Here is an 18,287-nt window from a genome sequence, read left to right on the forward strand (position 1 = left end):
TTTGAATGTTTCTATAATACATATTCGGCTGGCATTCATCATGCTTAAGACACATATTCGCCCAGTCGTTTTAACTAAGCTGTGTAGGTTTGGACCAAGGAGGTTATCGAAATGACAGAGGAAATGAATCAAATCGATGTTCAGGTACCAGAGGTTGGAGATGTAGTGAAAGGGATTGTTTCTAAAGTTGAGGACAAGCATGTCAATGTAGATATCGTCAATGTGAAACAACCTGGTATCATCCCAATCAGTGAATTATCAAGTCTTCACGTTGAAAAAGCATCAGATGTCGTGAAAGATGGCGACGAGTTAGAGCTTAAAGTAACAAAGGTCGAAGACGATGCTTTGATTTTATCTAAACGTGCTGTTGATGCAGACCGCGCTTGGGAAGACCTAGAGAAAAAGTTTGAAACAAAAGAAGTATTTGAAGCTGAAGTAAAAGACGTTGTAAAAGGTGGTCTTGTCGTTGACATTGGTGTGCGCGGATTTATTCCTGCATCTCTTGTAGAAGCACACTATGTAGAAGACTTCACAGATTACAAAGGGAAAACACTCTCACTTGTCGTGGTAGAACTTGACCGCGAAAAAAATCGCGTGATTCTCTCGCACCGTGCAGTCGTTGAGCAAGAGCAGTTAGACAAAAAGCAAGACTTCCTGCAAAAGCTTGAAGTAGGCAGTGTGATTGATGGTAAAGTTCAGAGGCTTACTGATTTTGGTGCATTTGTTGACATTGGCGGCATTGATGGATTAGTTCACATTTCTCAACTATCCCATGCGCATGTTGAAAAGCCATCTGACGTAGTAGAAGAAGGACAGGAAGTCCAGGTCAAAGTACTTGCTGTTGATCGTGATAACGAACGTATCTCACTATCTATTAAAGAAACATTACCAGGACCTTGGAGCCAAATTGGTGAAAAGGTAAAACAAGGTGATGTGCTTGAAGGAACTGTTCAACGTCTTGTGAGCTTTGGTGCATTTGTTGAAATTCTGCCAGGTGTAGAAGGGCTTGTGCATATTTCCCAAATCTCTCATAAACATATCGGCACGCCGCAAGAAGTCCTTGAAGAAGGGCAGACTGTCAAAGTGAAAGTGCTTGATGTGAATGAAGACGAAGAGCGCATCTCACTAAGCATTCGTGATTTAGAAGAAAATCCTGAAAAACAAATCGAAGAGGATTATCGTCAATATCAGGCGAAAGAAGAAAACACAAGCGGATTCCAGCTTGGTGACCTGATCGGCGATAAACTCAATAAACTAAAATAATTTGGTGATCAAAATTGACGCGAGCAGAAAGAAAGAAACAGCATATTGAGCATGCGTTGTCCACTGGCCAGCATGCAGCAACAGGTTTAGAAGATGTTTCCTTCGTTCACGCCAGTTTACCAGATCTTGCAACATCACAAATTGATACACATACGACAATTGGCGGACTGACTTTCGGTTCGCCAATTTTTATCAATGCAATGACTGGCGGGGGCGGAGAATCTACCTATGAGATCAACCGCTCTTTATCGATCGCAGCGAAGGAGACCAATATCCCAGTAGCAGTTGGATCACAAATGGCTGCACTGAAAGATAAAGAAGAAAGACGAACATATGAAATCGTTCGTAAAGTCAATCCGGATGGAATTGTATTTGCGAATTTAGGCAGTGAAGCGACGATTAAGCAAGCTCAAGAAGCAGTCAGCATGCTCGAGGCAAATATGCTCCAGATTCACCTGAATGTCATCCAAGAGATTGTCATGCCTGAAGGGGATCGCGATTTCAGGGGGGCGCTTGAGCGGATTGCAGCTATCGCTCAATCTGTTGGTGTGCCTGTTGTCGTGAAGGAAGTCGGATTTGGCATGAGCAAGGAGACGGCAAGAAAGTTATTCCATGCTGGGGTTGCAGCCATTGATGTAGGCGGATTTGGTGGGACGAACTTTTCTAAGATTGAAAATCTCCGCCGCCAAAAAGCCCTTCGTTATTTTGATCAATGGGGGATTCCAACTGCAGCGAGTCTTGCTGAAGTACATACAGCCTTTCAGAATCAAACGATTTTAGCCTCCGGAGGTATCAAAGATGCTCTTGATGTAACCAAATCATTAGCTCTTGGCGCATCTGCTGCTGGTCTTGCTGGATTTTTCTTAAAATTATTGACCAGTGGAGGAGAAAGCGGCCTCATCGCAGATATCATGGATCTTCAAGAAGATATCAAGATGATGATGACAGTGCTTGGTGTGAAGACGATTGAAGAACTGAGACAAGCTCCAGTTGTGATCTCAGGGGAAACAAGTCATTGGCTCAAAGAAAGAGGCGTTGACACAACGTACTATAGTAAGAGGGGCATGTGATATCACATGCCTTTTTTTACTGATTTCTTTTTCGAGCGCTTTCTGGACCTTCTAATGCTGTTGCACCTTTATGATGAATGGATTGATCACGGTTAGATTCCACTCTTTTTGACGCCTTTAAACGCTTTTCCTGTCTATCTTTTCCCATCATTCATCCCTCCTCAATCATTAGGGTGTCACCTCTTGTTTATTTCATACAGAGCCGGTAACGATCCGCATGTTTAAAAATTGGAGATTTTCCCATAATGTAATTGAGGTGATGAGGCGTTGGAGGCTTTGTACTATTATTGGTCTATATGGTTCGTTTGGATCATGGTGACATTTATCATGGAAAAAAGTTTGTGGCGCAGCGTGCTAGGTATCTGTGTACTTGTCCATATTATATCCAGTCATTTCATGATATCCGTTTTAGATATGAGCATGAATGCGGGATTCTTGATGACTTTTTTATATGCATGTGCCGCTTTCGTCATATTCAGGCCTGGTTATCGATTCATGAGGATCATGCAATTGGGCTCAATGGTGAGCGCGTATGCCTTTTTTATGATGTTTGCATTATATGACCCTGTTTGGTTCACGATAATAAAGGTGGATTGGGTCGTATTTGCCTTGCTGATCTTAATGTGTATGACATATGGACAGCCGTTAACGGAAAGAATCACCCTATGGATGATGTCAGTATGTCTCGGCGAAGCCCTTTATGCGCTGACGATTCACCGCCTTACATCATCAATTGTCATAGGGGATCTCTCTTTTCTTTCCTTCGTTGTGCAAGGAGCGGTCTTCCTATTAGGTGTCGATCAGCTCGAAAAGCTCTTGAACGCCCGTTCATCAAGAAAATCAGTAAAAGGGGCTGCAAAATCAACATGACAGACTATACGTTTCCTGTGATTATTGGTGTCGTCTTTGGGATGGCGGCAAGACTTTACATGTTAAGAACTGATTACCGGCAATACCCTACGTATATTCATGGACAAGTGATTCACATTGCGCTTGGTTTTATTGCGTCAGGATTAGGTGCGATCATTATGCCTGCACTGATTCAGGAGGAATTTACGGCGATTACCTTTCTCACTTTGGCAGCCACGCAATTTCGTGATGTCCGAAATATGGAAAGAAATACGTTAACCCAAATGGATTCGTATGAGCTTGTTTCACGAGGCAGTACATATATAGAAGGCATTGCCATTGCCTTTGAAAGTCGAAATTATATTGCGATTCTCACTGCACTTATTACAACGACAGCCTGTATTTTCTTCTCACTTGTTGTTGGAACAGTGGTCGGTATTCTTTGTTTTTTCATGGCAAAGCTATTAATGTCAGGCAGTCAATTAAAGGATATCGTCAATATTCAAAAAGGGGAACTTCGCTTTGATGGGGCAGGGCTTTATGTGAATGATATATACATTATGAATATCGGGCTGCCTGAAAAGCAAAAGCTCATTTTAGAGCATGGGATGGGCTTTATTTTGACGCCGAAAAATTTCAACTCTGCTACAACGATTGCCAACCTTGGACAGCGGCAAGCCATTTTATTTGATTTATCGAACGTGCTTGGCGTGTATCGCGATTCTGGGGAACCATCGCTCTGTCCGCTCGCAAAACGTGATCTGAATAACGGCACACTTGGCGTGTTCATTTTACCGCAATGGTATCGTGAAGATTTGGCTGTCCGTGTATTAGAAGAGGTGCCTATTTTAGAAAATGCCATTCGAATGCCGACAGATTTCATTAAAAAGAAAGTGAGGTAATAGGGCATGGCGAACACCATTGAACAATTTATATTGGCTGTGGCGACAACAAATAAAGAGCGGGTCATTGGCGGAACAGCCGTTTTTTTCTGTGAAAATAAAGAAGAGCTCGACATGTATGCCATGAATTTAGAGGCCATTTTAGATGGAATTGCACACGGCATTGGAGAAGATCTTTACTTGATTGTCAAACATTTTTAAGTTATTCATTGTGGTCTGATTAAAAATTGATATAATATATAAGTTGAACCCTTCATGTTTGAAGGGTTTATTTCATAAAACTGAATGAAAATTATAAATCCCGGTTGAAACATGATGATGAACATATTGAATCGCGGCTGGATTGAAAGGAAGGGTACTATGGGTAAACCTGTCGTAGCCATTGTTGGAAGGCCCAACGTTGGAAAATCTACAATTTTTAATCGAATCGCAGGCGAAAGAATATCGATTGTAGAAGACACACCTGGTGTAACAAGAGATCGAATCTATAGCTCTGCTGAATGGTTAAATTATGACTTTAATTTAATAGATACTGGTGGAATTGATATTGGAGATGAGCCATTCTTGGCGCAAATTCGCCATCAGGCAGAAATCGCAATGGACGAAGCGGATGTCATTATCTTTATGGTGAATGGCCGAGATGGCGTAACATCTGCGGATGAAGAAGTCGCAAAAATTTTATATCGCACGAAAAAGCCAGTTGTACTTGCTGTCAATAAATTGGACAACCCTGAAATGAGAAGCGACGTGTATGACTTTTATGCACTCGGATTTGGCGAGCCGTTTCCGATTTCTGGAACGCACGGATTAGGTCTTGGTGATCTGCTTGATGCAGTTGCAGAACATTTTAAAAATTTACCGGATACGCAATATGATGAAGAAGTTGTTCAGTTCTGCTTAATTGGCCGCCCGAATGTAGGGAAATCTTCATTAGTGAATGCCATGCTGGGAGAAGACCGCGTCATTGTCAGCAACATCGCTGGTACAACAAGAGATGCTGTCGATACGATGTTTACGTACAATCAGCGTGATTTTGTCATTGTTGATACAGCAGGTATGAGGAAAAAAGGGAAAGTATATGAAACAACAGAGAAATACAGTGTGCTTCGTGCATTAAAAGCCATTGATCGCTCTGATGTTGTCGCTGTTGTACTTGACGGCGAGGAAGGCATTATTGAGCAGGATAAACGAATTGCGGGCTATGCACACGAAGCTGGTAAAGCTGTTGTCATCATTGTGAACAAATGGGATGCTGTTGAAAAAGATGAGCGTACGATGAAGGAATTTGAGCAAAACATCCGTGAGCATTTTCAATTCCTTGATTATGCACCTGTCTTGTTTATGTCTGCTCTTACGAAAAAGAGAATTCATACATTAATGCCGTCGATTATCACAGCGAGCGAAAACCATGCAATGCGCGTTCAAACCAATATTTTAAATGATATCATCATGGATGCGGTGGCGATGAATCCAACGCCGACCCATAACGGACAGCGCCTGAAAATTTACTATGCAACACAGGTGGCCATTAAGCCTCCTTCCTTCGTTGTGTTTGTAAACGATCCAGAGCTTATGCACTTTTCTTATGAGCGTTTCCTAGAAAACCGCATTCGAGATGCATTTGGTTTTGAAGGAACACCGATTAAAATATTTGCGAGAGCGAGAAAATAAAAAGGGTGAGCAGGATGAAGAAAATTTCCGTACTTGGAGCAGGCAGCTGGGGAACAGCTCTTGCGCTTGTATTAGCTGATAATCATCATGATGTACACATGTGGGGACATAGACAAGAGCTCATTGATCAAATCAATGAGAAACATGAAAATCATGATTACTTGCCAAATGTCGAACTGCCAGCGTCTATTCAGGCGACAACTGATATGAAGCAGGCTTTAGAGGGGACAGAGGCGATTATTGTCGCTGTGCCAACAAAGGCCATTCGTGAGGTATTGAAGCAGGCAAATGAGCTGATTTCATCGAAGGTGCCGTTTGTCCATGTCAGTAAGGGAATCGAACCAGATACACTTCTTAGAATTTCTCAAATGATTGAACAAGAAGTCCCATCTGAGAAAAGAGAAGCTGTCGTTGTCCTATCAGGGCCAAGTCATGCAGAAGAAGTAGGTCTGCGTCATCCGACAACTGTTACTGTCTCATCAGAAAATATTGAAGCAGCTCAATTTGTTCAAGATTTGTTCATGAACAATCATTTTAGAGTGTACACCAACCCTGATGTGATTGGGGTAGAAATTGGCGGCGCATTGAAAAATATCATTGCTCTTGCGGCTGGTATCACAGACGGACTTGGATATGGTGACAATGCAAAAGCGGCGCTTATCACTAGAGGACTTGCTGAAATCGCACGTCTTGGCACAAAAATGGGAGGGAATCCCCTTACATTTGCCGGATTAACAGGTGTTGGCGATTTGATCGTGACATGTACAAGTGTTCATTCGCGTAACTGGCGCTGCGGGAATTTACTCGGTAAAGGATATAAGCTCGAAGAAGTGCTTGAAAAAATGGGGATGGTTGTCGAAGGCGTCCGCACAACAAAAGGCGCTTATCAGCTTTCTAAAGAATACAAGGTCAGCATGCCGATTACAGAGGCTCTTTACGGCGTTCTGTTTGAAGGGAAAAAGGTTGACGATGCTGTAGAATCTTTAATGGCACGTGTGAAAACACATGAGATGGAAGACCTTGTGAACATGTTTGAAAACCAAACAAAATAAATGGAAAGACTGAACTTAGGCATGTAGAGGATGCAAGAAGGGGAAGACTTGCATAACATAGCAATGAAGTTTGAATAGAGCTTTGCCTCTACAGAATGAGGAAAATAGTCGATCCAATGACTGAAGCAGAGTCCCCCTCTTTGCTTCAGTTTTTTTATGCGCTTTTTTCTGAATGATTGGAAAAATGATTGGTATTTACCTTATTTTTGGTTTAAAATGAAATATAAACGCTTACAATTCGTTCGTTTTAAAGGGGGACAGGCACGATGAGTTTTGCTTTAATCAAGATGTGGTTTGCGCTTGGTTCAATGGGGCTCATGTTTTTAGCCGTAGTAACCATTTATTTCAGCAGGTTTAAGCTGAAAAGCAAATTTCTTAAAATAACGGCCTCAACCGTCGCATACAGCTTGATGCTGATATCAGGTATCATTGTGTTTTTAGTTGTCTTTAGCGGGCCGGTCAATGAATAAAGAAAAGGAAGAATGTGATGATCAAAGCAAAAGTCAGTGTCACGCTGTTAGCACTTATGTTATTAACAGGATGTCTGTATCCAGAAAATCGCAAAGCTGAAAACCGGGTGCCATACGAAGAGCAGCTGCAAAGTGTCCAGACAGCGATTGAGGAATTTCAAAAAGCAACAAATGGTCTTCTGCCTATAGAAACGAAAGAAGCAGACACGCCGGTTTATCAGAAATATGTCATCGACTTTAAGCGCTTGTCACCAAGATATTTACACGACGTACCGTCTACATCTTATGAAGGCGGGGGCGAATATATTTATGTCCTCACAGACGTCGAAAAGAAACCAACTGTGAAACTGCTTGATGTCAAAATGACGCAGACCATAAATGAATTACGTCTTAGGATCAAGATGTATCAAGATGAACATACATATCCGCCATACGGCAAAGTCGTATCAGACAATTTATATACGTTAAATGAAAAAAAATTAGGATTAAAATCGCCGCCTGCGGTCATGAGTCCTGTGACAGGGAATTCCCTCCCATTACTGATTTCATCAAACGGTGAAATCTATGTGGACTATCGCAGTGATTTTGCTCATATTTTGAAGAATACGAAGCAAAAGCTGAAACCAGGTGAAAACATTCAAGATGTATATTGGCAGGAAACTCCATTTGTACCCGCGTTTTCTGTCCCATATACCATCAACAAAAAAGGTGAGCCTGCCTTTTTAGAAAAAAAGACGTCATAAACAAGAATGAACCTTTTTCCTCTGCATATAAATGAGGAGAAAGGTTTTTTTATGGCTAAACATACTCTCAAAACAAAAAGGTGTCATATTCAAATAGGACAACGTCATACACATATATTGTCCAGACACCTTTCAAGCACAGTTTGATTGAAGAATAGAGTATTTAATTTGAAAACGAGGATAGCAAGTCCGGGAGGGGATCACTTGGAAAAAGTCGATATTTTCAAGGATATCGCTGAACGAACAGGAGGCGATATATATTTAGGAGTCGTTGGCGCTGTTCGTACAGGGAAATCTACGTTTATTAAAAAGTTTATGGAGCTCGTGGTGCTCCCGAATATCAATAATGAGGCAGATCGTGCAAGAGCACAGGATGAATTGCCGCAAAGCGCAGCAGGAAAAACCATTATGACCACAGAGCCAAAATTTGTACCGAATCAAGCAGCATCTATTCACGTGAGTGACGGTCTTGATGTCAACATCAGGCTTGTCGATTGTGTGGGATACACTGTCCCTGGTGCGCGCGGGTATGAAGATGAAAATGGCCCAAGAATGATCAATACGCCGTGGTATGAAGAGCCAATCCCGTTTCATGAAGCAGCGGAAATTGGTACACGCAAGGTCATTCAAGAGCATTCAACAATAGGTGTAGTGATTACAACAGATGGTTCCATTGGAGAAATCCCAAGACATGATTATATTGAATCTGAAGAACGTGTGATTGATGAACTCAAAGAGGTTGGAAAGCCATTTATTATGGTCATCAACTCAGTGAGGCCATATCATCCTGAAACAGAAGCGCTCCGGCAGGAACTTAGCCAAAAGTATGATATTCCAGTACTCGCCATGAGCGTAGAAAGTATGAGAGAGCAAGACGTACTCAGTGTACTTCGTGAAGCATTATATGAATTCCCAGTTCTAGAGGTGAATGTGAACCTGCCAAGCTGGGTGATGGTGCTGAAAGAAGATCACTGGCTGAGAGAGAGTTATCAGGATTCAGTGAAGGAAACCGTAAAGGATATTAAAAGATTAAGAGATGTCGACCGTGTCGTTGGTCAATTCAGTGAATTTGATTTTATTGAAAGAGCGGGGTTAGCAGGAATTGAAATGGGTCAAGGGATTGCTGAGATTGACCTGTATGCGCCAGATGATCTATATGATCATATTTTAAAAGAAGTCGTTGGTGTAGAAATTAGAGGGAAAGACCATCTACTTGAGCTCATGCAAGATTTTGCTCATGCTAAGACAGAATATGATCAAGTATCAGACGCATTAAAAATGGTGAAGCAGACTGGTTATGGGATTGCAGCGCCAGCGTTGTCAGATATGAGTTTAGATGAGCCAGAAATCATTAGGCAGGGATCAAGATTCGGCGTAAGGTTAAAAGCGGTAGCGCCATCTATTCACATGATCAAAGTAGATGTAGAGAGCGAATTTGCACCGATTATCGGAACAGAAAAACAAAGTGAAGAGCTCGTCCGCTACTTAATGCAAGACTTTGAAGATGATCCGCTTTCGATCTGGAATTCAGATATATTTGGCCGCTCCCTCAGCTCCCTTGTCAGAGAAGGCATTCAAGCTAAGCTGTCTCTCATGCCGGAAAATGCAAGATATAAGCTGAAGGAAACACTTGAAAGAATCATCAACGAAGGATCCGGCGGTTTGATTGCGATTATTTTATAGCAAGTGAGACCTCTCATTGATAGGGGTCTTTTTTTGCGTATTGAATGAGTCATAAAAAGACAATTGTATAAAGATTAGTCAGATTCAGGTTGAAATTAGGAATATTCGTTCGCAAAAGTGCCCTTAATCCTTGACGAATAAGGATTCTACCCTTTAAAATGCTTGATATGGTATTTCATATGTGTTAATCTACTTACAGAAAATCTTCACTTTGTTGGACAAACATTCCTTCAAAGAGATGTTTTCTAATGAAAAGCCATGTATAACGCTTTCTAGGACGCTCTTTTTTTCTAAAAAAGGGTATAGAAAGAAGATGAATTGTGAAGAAATGATAACAATCTATTGAATGCATATTTTTGGGAGGAGGTGAAAGGCATGAACAAGACAGAACTTATTAACGCGGTTGCTGAAGCAAGCGAGTTATCTAAAAAAGACGCGACAAAAGCAGTTGATTCTGTTTTTGATACAATTTTAGATGCACTTAAAAATGGTGACAAAATCCAACTTATTGGTTTTGGTAACTTTGAAGTACGTGAGCGTTCAGCTCGTAAAGGACGTAACCCACAAACTGGTGCAGAGATCGAAATCCCTGCAAGCAAAGTACCTGCTTTCAAACCAGGTAAAGCACTTAAAGACGCGGTGGCAGGTAAATAATCGTTATGTGTAATGATCCTGTGAAGGAGTTATACATATACAGTTTCACACTGGTCTAGAAAAGCCCCTTTCATAAGGGGCTTTTCCTTTTGAATCAAAAGGTTCGTTTAGAACGCTCTCCTTTGCTTTTAGGATCTGAAGTGTGCTAGAATCTGAATGAAATGTAATCGCCTTTGGAGGATATAATACATGAGTGAAATAAATAAAGAATTAATCGAACACGCAGTACGCGATATATTAAAAGCAATCGGAGAAGATCCAGATCGTGAAGGACTTCTCGATACCCCAAAACGAGTCGCCAAAATGTATGAAGAAGTGTTTTCAGGATTAAATGAAGATCCAAAAGAACATTTTAAAACCATTTTTGGCGAAGACCACGAAGAACTCGTCCTTGTAAAAGATATTGCTTTCCATTCAATGTGTGAACACCACCTCGTGCCTTTCTACGGGAAAGCCCATGTTGCTTATATTCCGCGCGGCGGAAAAGTAACGGGACTTAGCAAGCTGGCAAGAGCAGTCGAAGCCGTGGCAAAACGCCCTCAGCTTCAGGAACGCATTACATCAACCATTGCAGATAGTATGGTGGAAACACTTAATCCGCATGGCGTGATGATTGTCGTTGAAGCAGAGCATATGTGTATGACGATGCGCGGAGTGAAAAAGCCAGGCGCTAAAACAGTGACCTCAGCAGTACGCGGCACATTTGCAAATGATGCAGCCGCAAGAGCAGAAGTGCTTTCCTTTATTAAAAACGACTAATTCAATAGATGGACGGTGAACAAAATGAGTGAAAATAAAGCATCTGATTTTGTGGTGATTAAAGCTATTGATAATGGTGTAAACGTCATCGGCCTAACAAGAGGCTCTGATACAAGATTTCACCATTCCGAGAAGCTCGATAAAGGTGAAGTGATCATTGCACAATTTACTGAGCATACATCAGCGATCAAAGTAAGAGGCGATGCTGTCATTCAAACAAGCTTCGGTGAAATTCAAAGCGAAGCAAAGAAATAAAGAACTTGTATGCACTTGATAGCATAAAAGTGAGAGCTGATATGGTATAATAAATCTCTATACAATGTGCAGGTCTACATATGAAACTGTAATTTTTGGGACAAGGGTGATATCTTTGCAAGACATCTACGGAATTTTATCTAATCTAAATATAAAATTAAATAAAAAGCTTTCTCATCCTTATTTGGCGAAGCATTTACGCGCGCCACTCATCGATGAAGATAAGCTCCTTCTTTTTCATGCAATGTTTGATGAAGCTCAAATTGATGCAGAGAAAAAAGAAAATTATATTTTAACGGCGATGCTTGTGCAAATTGCCCTTGATACCCATGACGAAGTCACAACTGCTGCAGCCATCAAGCAAGACGAATTCAAAAATCGTCAGCTGACCATCCTGGCAGGAGACTATTTCAGCGGTCTCTATTATTCTCTTCTCTCTGACATGAAAGACATTTATATGATCCGCACGCTCGCTACGGCGATCAAAGAGATCAATGAACATAAAATTAGACTGTATGACCGGTCCATTCAAGATGCAGCGCACTTTTACAAAAGTGTAGCTACAGTTGAATCTGCGCTTTTCCAAAGGATTTCTGAGCATTTTCAATTAACGCATTGGAATGAGATTGCAAGTCGTTTTCTTGTTTATAAACGTTTCATGAAACAAGCAGAAAATGACAAACATTTAAAACTTTTTTTGAACGATAGTTATACGGACGCCTATTCATGTTTTGACAACTTTGAGAATGAAGGCTATGAAAAGGCCAAACGGCCGATCAAGGAGCATCTTGTTTCATCTCCGGTCGTTCAAAAAGAGCTATTAAATCGCTTGGATCATATGAAAAATGAGCCTGCGTACCATCAGAAAGTGGAAGAAGGGTAAGTCATGCAGCAATCAAAAGAACAGCGAGTACACGGTGTATTTGAAAAAATTTATAAAAACTATGATCAAATGAACTCTGTCATCAGCTTTAAACAGCATAAAAAATGGCGTGATAAAACAATGAAGCTCATGAATGTGCAAAAAGGCTCTAAAGCATTAGATGTATGCTGCGGGACAGCCGATTGGACAATTGCGCTTGCAGATGCTGTTGGAGAAAAAGGCGAGGTCAAAGGCCTTGATTTCAGTAAAAACATGCTGAGTGTTGGAGAAACGAAGGTGAAAACTGGGGGCTACAAACAGATTGAATTGCTTCACGGCAATGCGATGGAGCTTCCTTTTGAGGACAACTCATTTGATTATGTCACCATAGGTTTTGGACTTCGAAACGTCCCTGATTATTTAACGGTGCTAAAGGAAATGACACGAGTAGTGAAGCCCGGCGGAATGGTTGTTTGTCTTGAGACATCACAGCCTGAGATGATCGGCTTTAAGCAGGGCTACTACATCTATTTCAAATACATTATGCCGCTCTTTGGTAAACTGTTTGCCAAAAGTTATCAGGAATATTCATGGCTTCAAGAATCAGCCAAAACATTCCCTGGCATGAAAGAGCTGGCGGCTCTGTTTGAAGAGGCCGGGTTGTCTGATGTCTCGTATCATCCATTTACAGGCGGTGTAGCAGCAACACATATCGGAAAGAAGCTTTGAATAAACGATATTTGGGTGAAGATAATGAAACTAAAAGCAATGATCTCTTTTTTAAATCATGATATCGATATAATTGAAAAAGAGCTTGAACAAACAGTTCGCTCTGATTATGCATTATTAAGTGAAGCAGGTCTTCATTTGCTGCAAGCGGGCGGAAAACGAATCCGCCCCGTTTTTGTTCTCCTTTCAGGCATGTTTGGTGACTATGACATTAATAAAATTAAATATGTTGCCGTTGCTCTCGAGCTGATTCATATGGCATCACTCGTTCACGATGATGTGATTGATGATGCAGAGCTGAGAAGAGGTAAACCAACGATAAAGGCAAAATGGGATAACAGAATTGCCATGTACACAGGGGATTATATGTTTGCGAGATCACTTGAATACATGACAAAAATCAATCACCCAATGGCACATGAAATTTTGTCAAAAATGGTCGTTGAGCTCTGTCTTGGTGAAATAGAGCAAGTGAAAGATAAATACAATATGGAACAGAACCTGCGTACATATTTAAGAAGAATCAAACGAAAAACAGCCTTGCTTATTGCGGGCAGCTGTCAATTAGGCGCTATTGCAGCAGGTACAGATGAAAAAACACATAAAGCCCTCTATTGGTTTGGATACTATGTCGGCATGTCTTATCAGATCATTGATGATGTCCTTGATTTCACATCAACAGAAGAAGAGCTGGGCAAGCCTGTTGGAGGAGACCTTTTACAAGGAAATGTCACACTCCCAGTTTTATATGCACTGAAAAATCCGACACTAGAAGGTCAATTGAAGCTGATCAATAGTGAAACGACGGAGAAGCAGCTGAAGCCTGTCATTGAAAGCCTCAAACAAACAGATGCGATCGACCGCTCGATTCGAGTGAGTGAAATGTATTTGAAAAAAGCTTTTGAACAGCTCGACAAGCTTCCTCGAGGACGAGCGAGAACGTCACTCGCCTCCATTGCAAAATATATTGGGAAACGAAAATTCTAATCAACGCTACGTTGATTGGTTTTTTTGTGAAATTTTTTGTCAAAAATTGATTATTATAAAAAAAAATGATACGATCACTTTGTAACAATGTAAGCCTATACATACATAACGACGGGGTGGAAAACGTATATGGACAAAACATTTCTTATGGTCAAACCTGATGGTGTGGAAAGACAATTAATCGGTGACATTGTGTCAAGATTCGAAAAAAAGGGGCTTCAGCTTGTTGGTGCAAAACTAATGAGTATACCAAAGGAAGTAGCAGAAACACATTACGGAGAGCATAAAGAAAAACCATTTTTCGGAGAATTGGTTGACTTTATTACGTCAGGACCTGTATTTGCAATGGTATGGCAAGGTGAACAGGTAGTAGACGTAACAAGACAAATTATCGGCAAAACAAATCCAAAGGAAGCGCTTCCAGGAACAATAAGAGGAGACTATGGATTGACTGTTGGGAAAAACATTATTCATGGGTCAGACTCACCAGAAAGTGCTGAAAGAGAAATTAACTTATTCTTCAAACAAGAAGAACTCACAAGCTGGGATCAAACCATCTCAAGCTGGATTTATTAATGTTCAAGCCAAGGTGTTCATTCAATGAACACTTTGGCTTTTTTTATATTGAACTTTCTACACGAAATTTCGTATGAGAAGATACAAATTTTCGATAAAAACAGCTATACTAGGACAAAGATAGATGAGACAGGAGAGGACATTGATGGATCCATATCAAGTATTTGTTGGAAAATGGAAAAAACTAACCGGGGTTGATCTGAATTTATATAAAGAAGCACAAATGAAACGAAGATTAACATCACTTTATGATAAAAAAGGATTTAAAGATTTTGAAGCATTCGCGGCCGCGCTTGAAAAGGACAGAGCACTATTAGATGAGACGATGGACCGCATGACGATTAATGTGTCAGAATTTTACCGAAACTATCAGCGCTGGGAAGTACTTGATCAAAAAATCCTGCCGCTGCTTTCGAAAAATGGCGGGACCTTAAAGATTTGGAGCGCAGCATGTTCGACAGGAGAAGAGCCATATACACTCTCTATGCTGCTGTCAAGTCATCCTCTAGTGAAAGACTTTCAAATTATTGCAACTGACATTGATGATAAGGTTTTGCAATCAGCTCAAAAAGGCAGATATCATGAACGCTCTCTGCAAGAGGTACCAGATCATATCAAGCAAAAATATTTCACAAAAGAAGATTCTTCATTTTACACTGTGAAAAATGAGGTTCGAAAGCATATTCAATTTAAGAAGCACAACCTTTTAGCTGATCCATATGAAAAACAGCTTGACCTTATCGTTTGCCGAAATGTACTGATTTATTTTACTGAAGAGGCGAAAGAAGAAATTTACTTGAAAATGAGCAGTAGTTTAAAACAAAATGGCGTATTATTTGTTGGTTCTACAGAGCAAATTTTTCACCCGGAAAAGTTTGGACTGACATCTGCTGATACTTTCTTTTATCAAAAGAAGGGTATGTAGCTGACTTTTTAGTAGCAAGTGTGTTATTATATTTTTACTTAAAAGCGTTAATGCGATGAAGGGAGATTAAGTCAATGAGGTACTTAACAGCAGGTGAATCACATGGTCCACAATTGACCACAATTATTGAAGGAGTTCCAGCAGGACTTTACATAGAGCAGGATGACATCAATTATGAATTGGCTAGAAGACAAAAAGGTCATGGCCGAGGAAGAAGAATGCAGATCGAAAAAGACCAGGCAAAAGTGTTAAGTGGCGTTCGCCATGGGAGAACATTAGGTTCGCCAATCGCTCTTGTTGTTGAAAATAACGACTGGAAGCACTGGACAAAGGTGATGGGGGCAGAGCCGATCACAGAAGAAGAAGAAAGTGAAATGAAGCGTCAAATCTCTCGTCCAAGACCAGGACATGCGGATTTAAATGGTGCGATTAAATATGGACACCGTGATATGAGAAACGTATTAGAGCGCTCGTCAGCCCGCGAGACAACTGTTCGCGTAGCAGCAGGCGCAGTTGCCAAACAAATCTTGGCGCATCTAGGGATTAAAGTAGCTGGCCACGTCCTTGAAATTGGCGGAGTGAAAGCAGCTCATACAGCATATGAGTCTATTGAAGATTTGCAAAAGGTAACAGAAGAATCACCTGTTCGCTGCTATGACAGTGAAGCAGGTCAGCAAATGATGGATGCAATTGATGAAGCGAAGAAAAACGGCGATTCAATTGGCGGAATTGTTGAAGTCATCGTTGAAGGAATGCCGGTTGGGGTTGGCAGCTATGTTCATTACGACCGTAAATTGGACAGCAAGCTTGCAGGCGCTGTACTTAGTATCAACGCTTTTAAAGGGGTTGAATTCGGTATTGGCTTCGAGGCAGCCTCTAAAAATGGCAGTGAGGTCCATGATGAAATCATCTGGGATGAAGAAAAGGGCTATACGAGAAAAACAAACCGCCTAGGTGGTCTTGAAGGCGGAATGTCAACTGGTATGCCAATTGTCGTAAGAGGGGTTATGAAACCAATCCCAACGCTTTATAAGCCGCTTCAAAGCGTTGACATTGAAACAAAAGAACCTTTCTCTGCAAGTATTGAACGTTCTGACAGCTGTGCTGTTCCTGCCGCAAGTGTTGTTGCAGAAGCAGTCGTGGCATGGGAAATTGCCAATGCAGTTGTGGAGCAGTTTGGCCTTGACCAAATCGACCGCATTAAAGAAAATGTTGAAAAAATGCGCCAGCTTCAGAGGGAATTTTAATGAAAACACTGGAAGTTAAGACGTCTTCAGCCACTTATCCTGTATTTATCGGTGATGGGATTAAACGCAATATCGTCGACTTGATAACTTCCACTGGGCATTCCTATACGAAGCTGTTAATCGTCACAGATACAGCTGTTGATGCCATTTATGGTGATGAAATGGTTCGCTTACTTCAAGAGAAGTGGCCTGTGAACAAAGTGGTTGTGCCAAGCGGAGAGCAGTCAAAATCCTTTGCCGAATTTGAGCATATTCATACGAAAGCCATTCAATTTCAGCTTGATCGTTCCTCCTGCATTATTGCGCTGGGAGGCGGTGTGATTGGAGATTTGGCTGGATTTGCTGCTGCCACTTATATGAGGGGCATTGACTTTATACAAGTTCCGACGACGCTGCTGGCACATGACAGTGCAGTTGGCGGGAAAACAGGGATCAACCATCCGCTCGGTAAAAATTTAATCGGTGCGTTTCATCAGCCAAAAGCTGTGATCTATGATACTAGTATGCTTGAGACTCTATCTCAAATTGAACGAAGATCAGGCTTTGCAGAAGTCATCAAACATGCATTGATTTCTAGTGAAGACTTTTTATCACAACTGATGTCCATTCGTTCTTTGTCGGATTTATCAAAGAGTGAGCTGGCTCATATGCTGTATCAAGGCATTCAAGTCAAAGCGTCAATTGTTCAAGAAGATGAAAAAGAACAAGGTGTGCGTGCATTTTTGAATTTAGGACATACCCTGGGGCATGCCATTGAAGCAGAATACGGGTACGGCGTCATCACGCATGGAGATGCCATTGCAATCGGCATGCAGTTTGCGCTGTATGTGAGCGAAAAGCAGCTGGGGCTCAGCCTTAATCGTTTGGAACTAAAAGAGTGGATGCAAGAGCTTGGATTCCCTGTACAAGTCACACCAGATATTTCAACGAAAACATTTGTTGACCGGATGATTGGTGATAAAAAAGCAAGAGGGGGCAGTGTTCAATTTGTTTTATTAAAACAGATTGGAGACGTCACCTTACAGTCTTTCACAAAAGATGAGCTGCACTACTGGCTCGAAGAATGGAAACGGGAGGAGGGATGTCTATGATGTTTCGCGGGATACGTGGGGCTACAACTGTGATAGAAGATACAGAAACTGAAGTGTTAAACAAAACGAAACAGCTGTTAGAAGCGATTATTTCAAGAAACCAAGTAGATCCAGAACGTGTCGTGCAGATCTTGATTTCAGCTACACAAGATATTCACTCCGTTTTTCCGGCAAAAGCACTTCGTCAGTTTGAAGGATGGACATATGTACCGGTTACTTGCATGCAGGAGCTAGACATTGATGGCGGTTTAAAGCAATGTATTCGTGTCTTAATGACTGTCCAGACAGATACAAAGCAGGAAGACATACAGCATGTGTACTTGGAAGAAGCTGTGACGCTTCGCCCTGATTTACAGTTGACAAAAAACAAGGAATTATAATACGATATGAACAGCCGAAGTTTACACACAGGTGTAAACGGCATTGCAAGCTTAGAGAAGATGAGAATGAGACTAGGGTAGTTGAGATGAGTAGAGTTGAGCAGAGATACGATACTTCT

22 protein-coding genes are annotated in these 18,287 nt (G+C 41.2%); 21 read left to right on the forward strand and 1 reads right to left on the reverse strand.

Translation table 11 applies throughout. The features are described 5' to 3' along the window. The first annotated feature begins 111 nt into the window (after positions 1–111). Both rpsA and fni read left to right on the forward strand, forming a co-directional pair. Positions 112–1,263 (forward strand): 30S ribosomal protein S1, encoded by a 1,152-nt coding sequence (gene rpsA / locus AC20OE_RS08540; protein ID WP_041085926.1) that lies wholly within the window; start codon positions 112–114, stop codon positions 1,261–1,263. Positions 1,264–1,277: 14 nt separating this feature from the next. Beyond that, the gene (fni, locus tag AC20OE_RS08545) at positions 1,278–2,333 is read left to right on the forward strand and encodes a type 2 isopentenyl-diphosphate Delta-isomerase (RefSeq protein WP_487268798.1); all 1,056 of its coding nucleotides are present in this window, start codon (positions 1,278–1,280) and stop codon (positions 2,331–2,333) included. A gap of 16 nt (positions 2,334–2,349) precedes the next feature. Here fni and AC20OE_RS08550 read toward each other — a convergent pair whose 3' ends face one another. Next, positions 2,350–2,481 carry a YpzI family protein gene (locus tag AC20OE_RS08550; RefSeq protein ID WP_487268799.1) on the reverse strand — a complete coding sequence of 44 codons (132 nt, stop codon included), beginning with the start codon at positions 2,479–2,481 and terminating at the stop codon, positions 2,350–2,352. Positions 2,482–2,609: 128 nt separating this feature from the next. Here AC20OE_RS08550 and AC20OE_RS08555 point away from each other — a divergent pair, with 128 nt between their 5' ends. The 19 genes from AC20OE_RS08555 (at position 2,610) to aroH (ending at position 18,168) form a co-directional block, all read left to right on the forward strand. Beyond that, positions 2,610–3,203, forward strand: coding sequence for a YphA family membrane protein (locus AC20OE_RS08555; RefSeq protein ID WP_457921882.1), 594 nt, complete (start codon positions 2,610–2,612; stop codon positions 3,201–3,203). After that, complete coding sequence (locus tag AC20OE_RS08560; RefSeq protein WP_338591484.1) at positions 3,200–4,084, forward strand: YIEGIA family protein; 885 nt, start codon at positions 3,200–3,202, stop codon at positions 4,082–4,084. The genes AC20OE_RS08555 and AC20OE_RS08560 overlap by 4 nt, the downstream gene beginning before the upstream one ends. Positions 4,085–4,090: 6 nt before the next feature. Beyond that, positions 4,091–4,285 carry a capping complex subunit for YIEGIA gene (locus AC20OE_RS08565; RefSeq protein ID WP_008344527.1) on the forward strand — a complete coding sequence of 65 codons (195 nt, stop codon included), beginning with the start codon at positions 4,091–4,093 and terminating at the stop codon, positions 4,283–4,285. Between the two features lie 159 nt (positions 4,286–4,444). Beyond that, complete coding sequence (gene der, locus AC20OE_RS08570) at positions 4,445–5,755, forward strand: ribosome biogenesis GTPase Der (RefSeq protein ID WP_041085918.1); 1,311 nt, start codon at positions 4,445–4,447, stop codon at positions 5,753–5,755. A gap of 14 nt (positions 5,756–5,769) precedes the next feature. Next, the gene (locus AC20OE_RS08575) at positions 5,770–6,807 is read left to right on the forward strand and encodes an NAD(P)H-dependent glycerol-3-phosphate dehydrogenase (RefSeq protein WP_041085916.1); all 1,038 of its coding nucleotides are present in this window, start codon (positions 5,770–5,772) and stop codon (positions 6,805–6,807) included. Positions 6,808–7,073: 266 nt separating this feature from the next. Then, positions 7,074–7,277 (forward strand): DUF2768 domain-containing protein, encoded by a 204-nt coding sequence (locus AC20OE_RS08580; protein WP_034280421.1) that lies wholly within the window; start codon positions 7,074–7,076, stop codon positions 7,275–7,277. 17 nt (positions 7,278–7,294) lie between these two features. Next, on the forward strand, positions 7,295–8,020 hold the full coding sequence (locus tag AC20OE_RS08585) for a hypothetical protein (protein ID WP_341083971.1): 726 nt from the start codon (positions 7,295–7,297) through the stop codon (positions 8,018–8,020). Between the two features lie 204 nt (positions 8,021–8,224). Further along, the gene (spoIVA, locus tag AC20OE_RS08590) at positions 8,225–9,703 is read left to right on the forward strand and encodes a stage IV sporulation protein A (RefSeq protein WP_008344534.1); all 1,479 of its coding nucleotides are present in this window, start codon (positions 8,225–8,227) and stop codon (positions 9,701–9,703) included. Positions 9,704–10,078: 375 nt separating this feature from the next. Continuing rightward, a complete protein-coding gene (gene hbs, locus AC20OE_RS08595) occupies positions 10,079–10,357 on the forward strand; it encodes a non-specific DNA-binding protein Hbs (RefSeq protein WP_003215863.1) in 279 nt (92 codons plus the stop codon). Positions 10,358–10,546: 189 nt separating this feature from the next. Continuing rightward, entirely contained in the window at positions 10,547–11,116 is a 570-nt protein-coding gene (gene folE, locus AC20OE_RS08600; protein ID WP_003215789.1) for a GTP cyclohydrolase I FolE, read from the forward strand. Positions 11,117–11,140: 24 nt separating this feature from the next. Further along, on the forward strand, positions 11,141–11,371 hold the full coding sequence (mtrB, locus tag AC20OE_RS08605) for a trp RNA-binding attenuation protein MtrB (RefSeq protein ID WP_008344541.1): 231 nt from the start codon (positions 11,141–11,143) through the stop codon (positions 11,369–11,371). 115 nt (positions 11,372–11,486) lie between these two features. Continuing rightward, complete coding sequence (locus AC20OE_RS08610; protein ID WP_041085908.1) at positions 11,487–12,254, forward strand: heptaprenyl diphosphate synthase component 1; 768 nt, start codon at positions 11,487–11,489, stop codon at positions 12,252–12,254. A 3-nt stretch (positions 12,255–12,257) separates the two neighbouring features. Beyond that, complete coding sequence (locus AC20OE_RS08615) at positions 12,258–12,962, forward strand: demethylmenaquinone methyltransferase (protein WP_024422810.1); 705 nt, start codon at positions 12,258–12,260, stop codon at positions 12,960–12,962. 24 nt (positions 12,963–12,986) lie between these two features. Next, the gene (gene hepT / locus AC20OE_RS08620) at positions 12,987–13,949 is read left to right on the forward strand and encodes a heptaprenyl diphosphate synthase component II (RefSeq protein ID WP_041085904.1); all 963 of its coding nucleotides are present in this window, start codon (positions 12,987–12,989) and stop codon (positions 13,947–13,949) included. A 129-nt stretch (positions 13,950–14,078) separates the two neighbouring features. Continuing rightward, on the forward strand, positions 14,079–14,525 hold the full coding sequence (gene ndk / locus AC20OE_RS08625; RefSeq protein WP_024422808.1) for a nucleoside-diphosphate kinase: 447 nt from the start codon (positions 14,079–14,081) through the stop codon (positions 14,523–14,525). A gap of 145 nt (positions 14,526–14,670) precedes the next feature. After that, positions 14,671–15,450: a CheR family methyltransferase gene (locus tag AC20OE_RS08630; RefSeq protein WP_039179563.1), complete on the forward strand. Its 780-nt coding sequence runs from the start codon at positions 14,671–14,673 to the stop codon at positions 15,448–15,450. A 74-nt stretch (positions 15,451–15,524) separates the two neighbouring features. Then, a complete protein-coding gene (aroC, locus tag AC20OE_RS08635; protein WP_039179560.1) occupies positions 15,525–16,697 on the forward strand; it encodes a chorismate synthase in 1,173 nt (390 codons plus the stop codon). Beyond that, positions 16,697–17,788 carry a 3-dehydroquinate synthase gene (gene aroB / locus AC20OE_RS08640; RefSeq protein WP_099663367.1) on the forward strand — a complete coding sequence of 364 codons (1,092 nt, stop codon included), beginning with the start codon at positions 16,697–16,699 and terminating at the stop codon, positions 17,786–17,788. Before aroC ends, aroB begins: the two co-directional genes overlap by 1 nt. Then, entirely contained in the window at positions 17,785–18,168 is a 384-nt protein-coding gene (aroH, locus tag AC20OE_RS08645) for a chorismate mutase (RefSeq protein WP_024422804.1), read from the forward strand. Before aroB ends, aroH begins: the two co-directional genes overlap by 4 nt. Positions 18,169–18,287 lie beyond the last annotated feature (119 nt).

The organism is Bacillus sp. SRI_025, assembly GCF_057592095.1.

Excerpts from the sequence above, each read along its gene's own strand:
- rpsA (WP_041085926.1), top strand. The coding sequence starts at position 112 with ATGACAGAGGAAATGAATCAAATCGATGTTCAGGTACCAGAGGTTGGA.
- AC20OE_RS08550 (WP_487268799.1), bottom strand. The coding sequence starts at position 2,481 with ATGGGAAAAGATAGACAGGAAAAGCGTTTAAAGGCGTCAAAAAGAGTG.
- AC20OE_RS08560 (WP_338591484.1), top strand. The coding sequence starts at position 3,200 with ATGACAGACTATACGTTTCCTGTGATTATTGGTGTCGTCTTTGGGATG.
- AC20OE_RS08565 (WP_008344527.1), top strand. The coding sequence starts at position 4,091 with ATGGCGAACACCATTGAACAATTTATATTGGCTGTGGCGACAACAAAT.
- der (WP_041085918.1), top strand. The coding sequence starts at position 4,445 with ATGGGTAAACCTGTCGTAGCCATTGTTGGAAGGCCCAACGTTGGAAAA.
- AC20OE_RS08575 (WP_041085916.1), top strand. The coding sequence starts at position 5,770 with ATGAAGAAAATTTCCGTACTTGGAGCAGGCAGCTGGGGAACAGCTCTT.
- AC20OE_RS08580 (WP_034280421.1), top strand. The coding sequence starts at position 7,074 with ATGAGTTTTGCTTTAATCAAGATGTGGTTTGCGCTTGGTTCAATGGGG.
- AC20OE_RS08585 (WP_341083971.1), top strand. The coding sequence starts at position 7,295 with ATGATCAAAGCAAAAGTCAGTGTCACGCTGTTAGCACTTATGTTATTA.
- hbs (WP_003215863.1), top strand. The coding sequence starts at position 10,079 with ATGAACAAGACAGAACTTATTAACGCGGTTGCTGAAGCAAGCGAGTTA.
- folE (WP_003215789.1), top strand. The coding sequence starts at position 10,547 with ATGAGTGAAATAAATAAAGAATTAATCGAACACGCAGTACGCGATATA.
- mtrB (WP_008344541.1), top strand. The coding sequence starts at position 11,141 with ATGAGTGAAAATAAAGCATCTGATTTTGTGGTGATTAAAGCTATTGAT.
- AC20OE_RS08615 (WP_024422810.1), top strand. The coding sequence starts at position 12,258 with ATGCAGCAATCAAAAGAACAGCGAGTACACGGTGTATTTGAAAAAATT.
- hepT (WP_041085904.1), top strand. The coding sequence starts at position 12,987 with ATGAAACTAAAAGCAATGATCTCTTTTTTAAATCATGATATCGATATA.
- ndk (WP_024422808.1), top strand. The coding sequence starts at position 14,079 with ATGGACAAAACATTTCTTATGGTCAAACCTGATGGTGTGGAAAGACAA.
- AC20OE_RS08630 (WP_039179563.1), top strand. The coding sequence starts at position 14,671 with ATGGATCCATATCAAGTATTTGTTGGAAAATGGAAAAAACTAACCGGG.
- aroC (WP_039179560.1), top strand. The coding sequence starts at position 15,525 with ATGAGGTACTTAACAGCAGGTGAATCACATGGTCCACAATTGACCACA.
- aroB (WP_099663367.1), top strand. The coding sequence starts at position 16,697 with ATGAAAACACTGGAAGTTAAGACGTCTTCAGCCACTTATCCTGTATTT.
- aroH (WP_024422804.1), top strand. The coding sequence starts at position 17,785 with ATGATGTTTCGCGGGATACGTGGGGCTACAACTGTGATAGAAGATACA.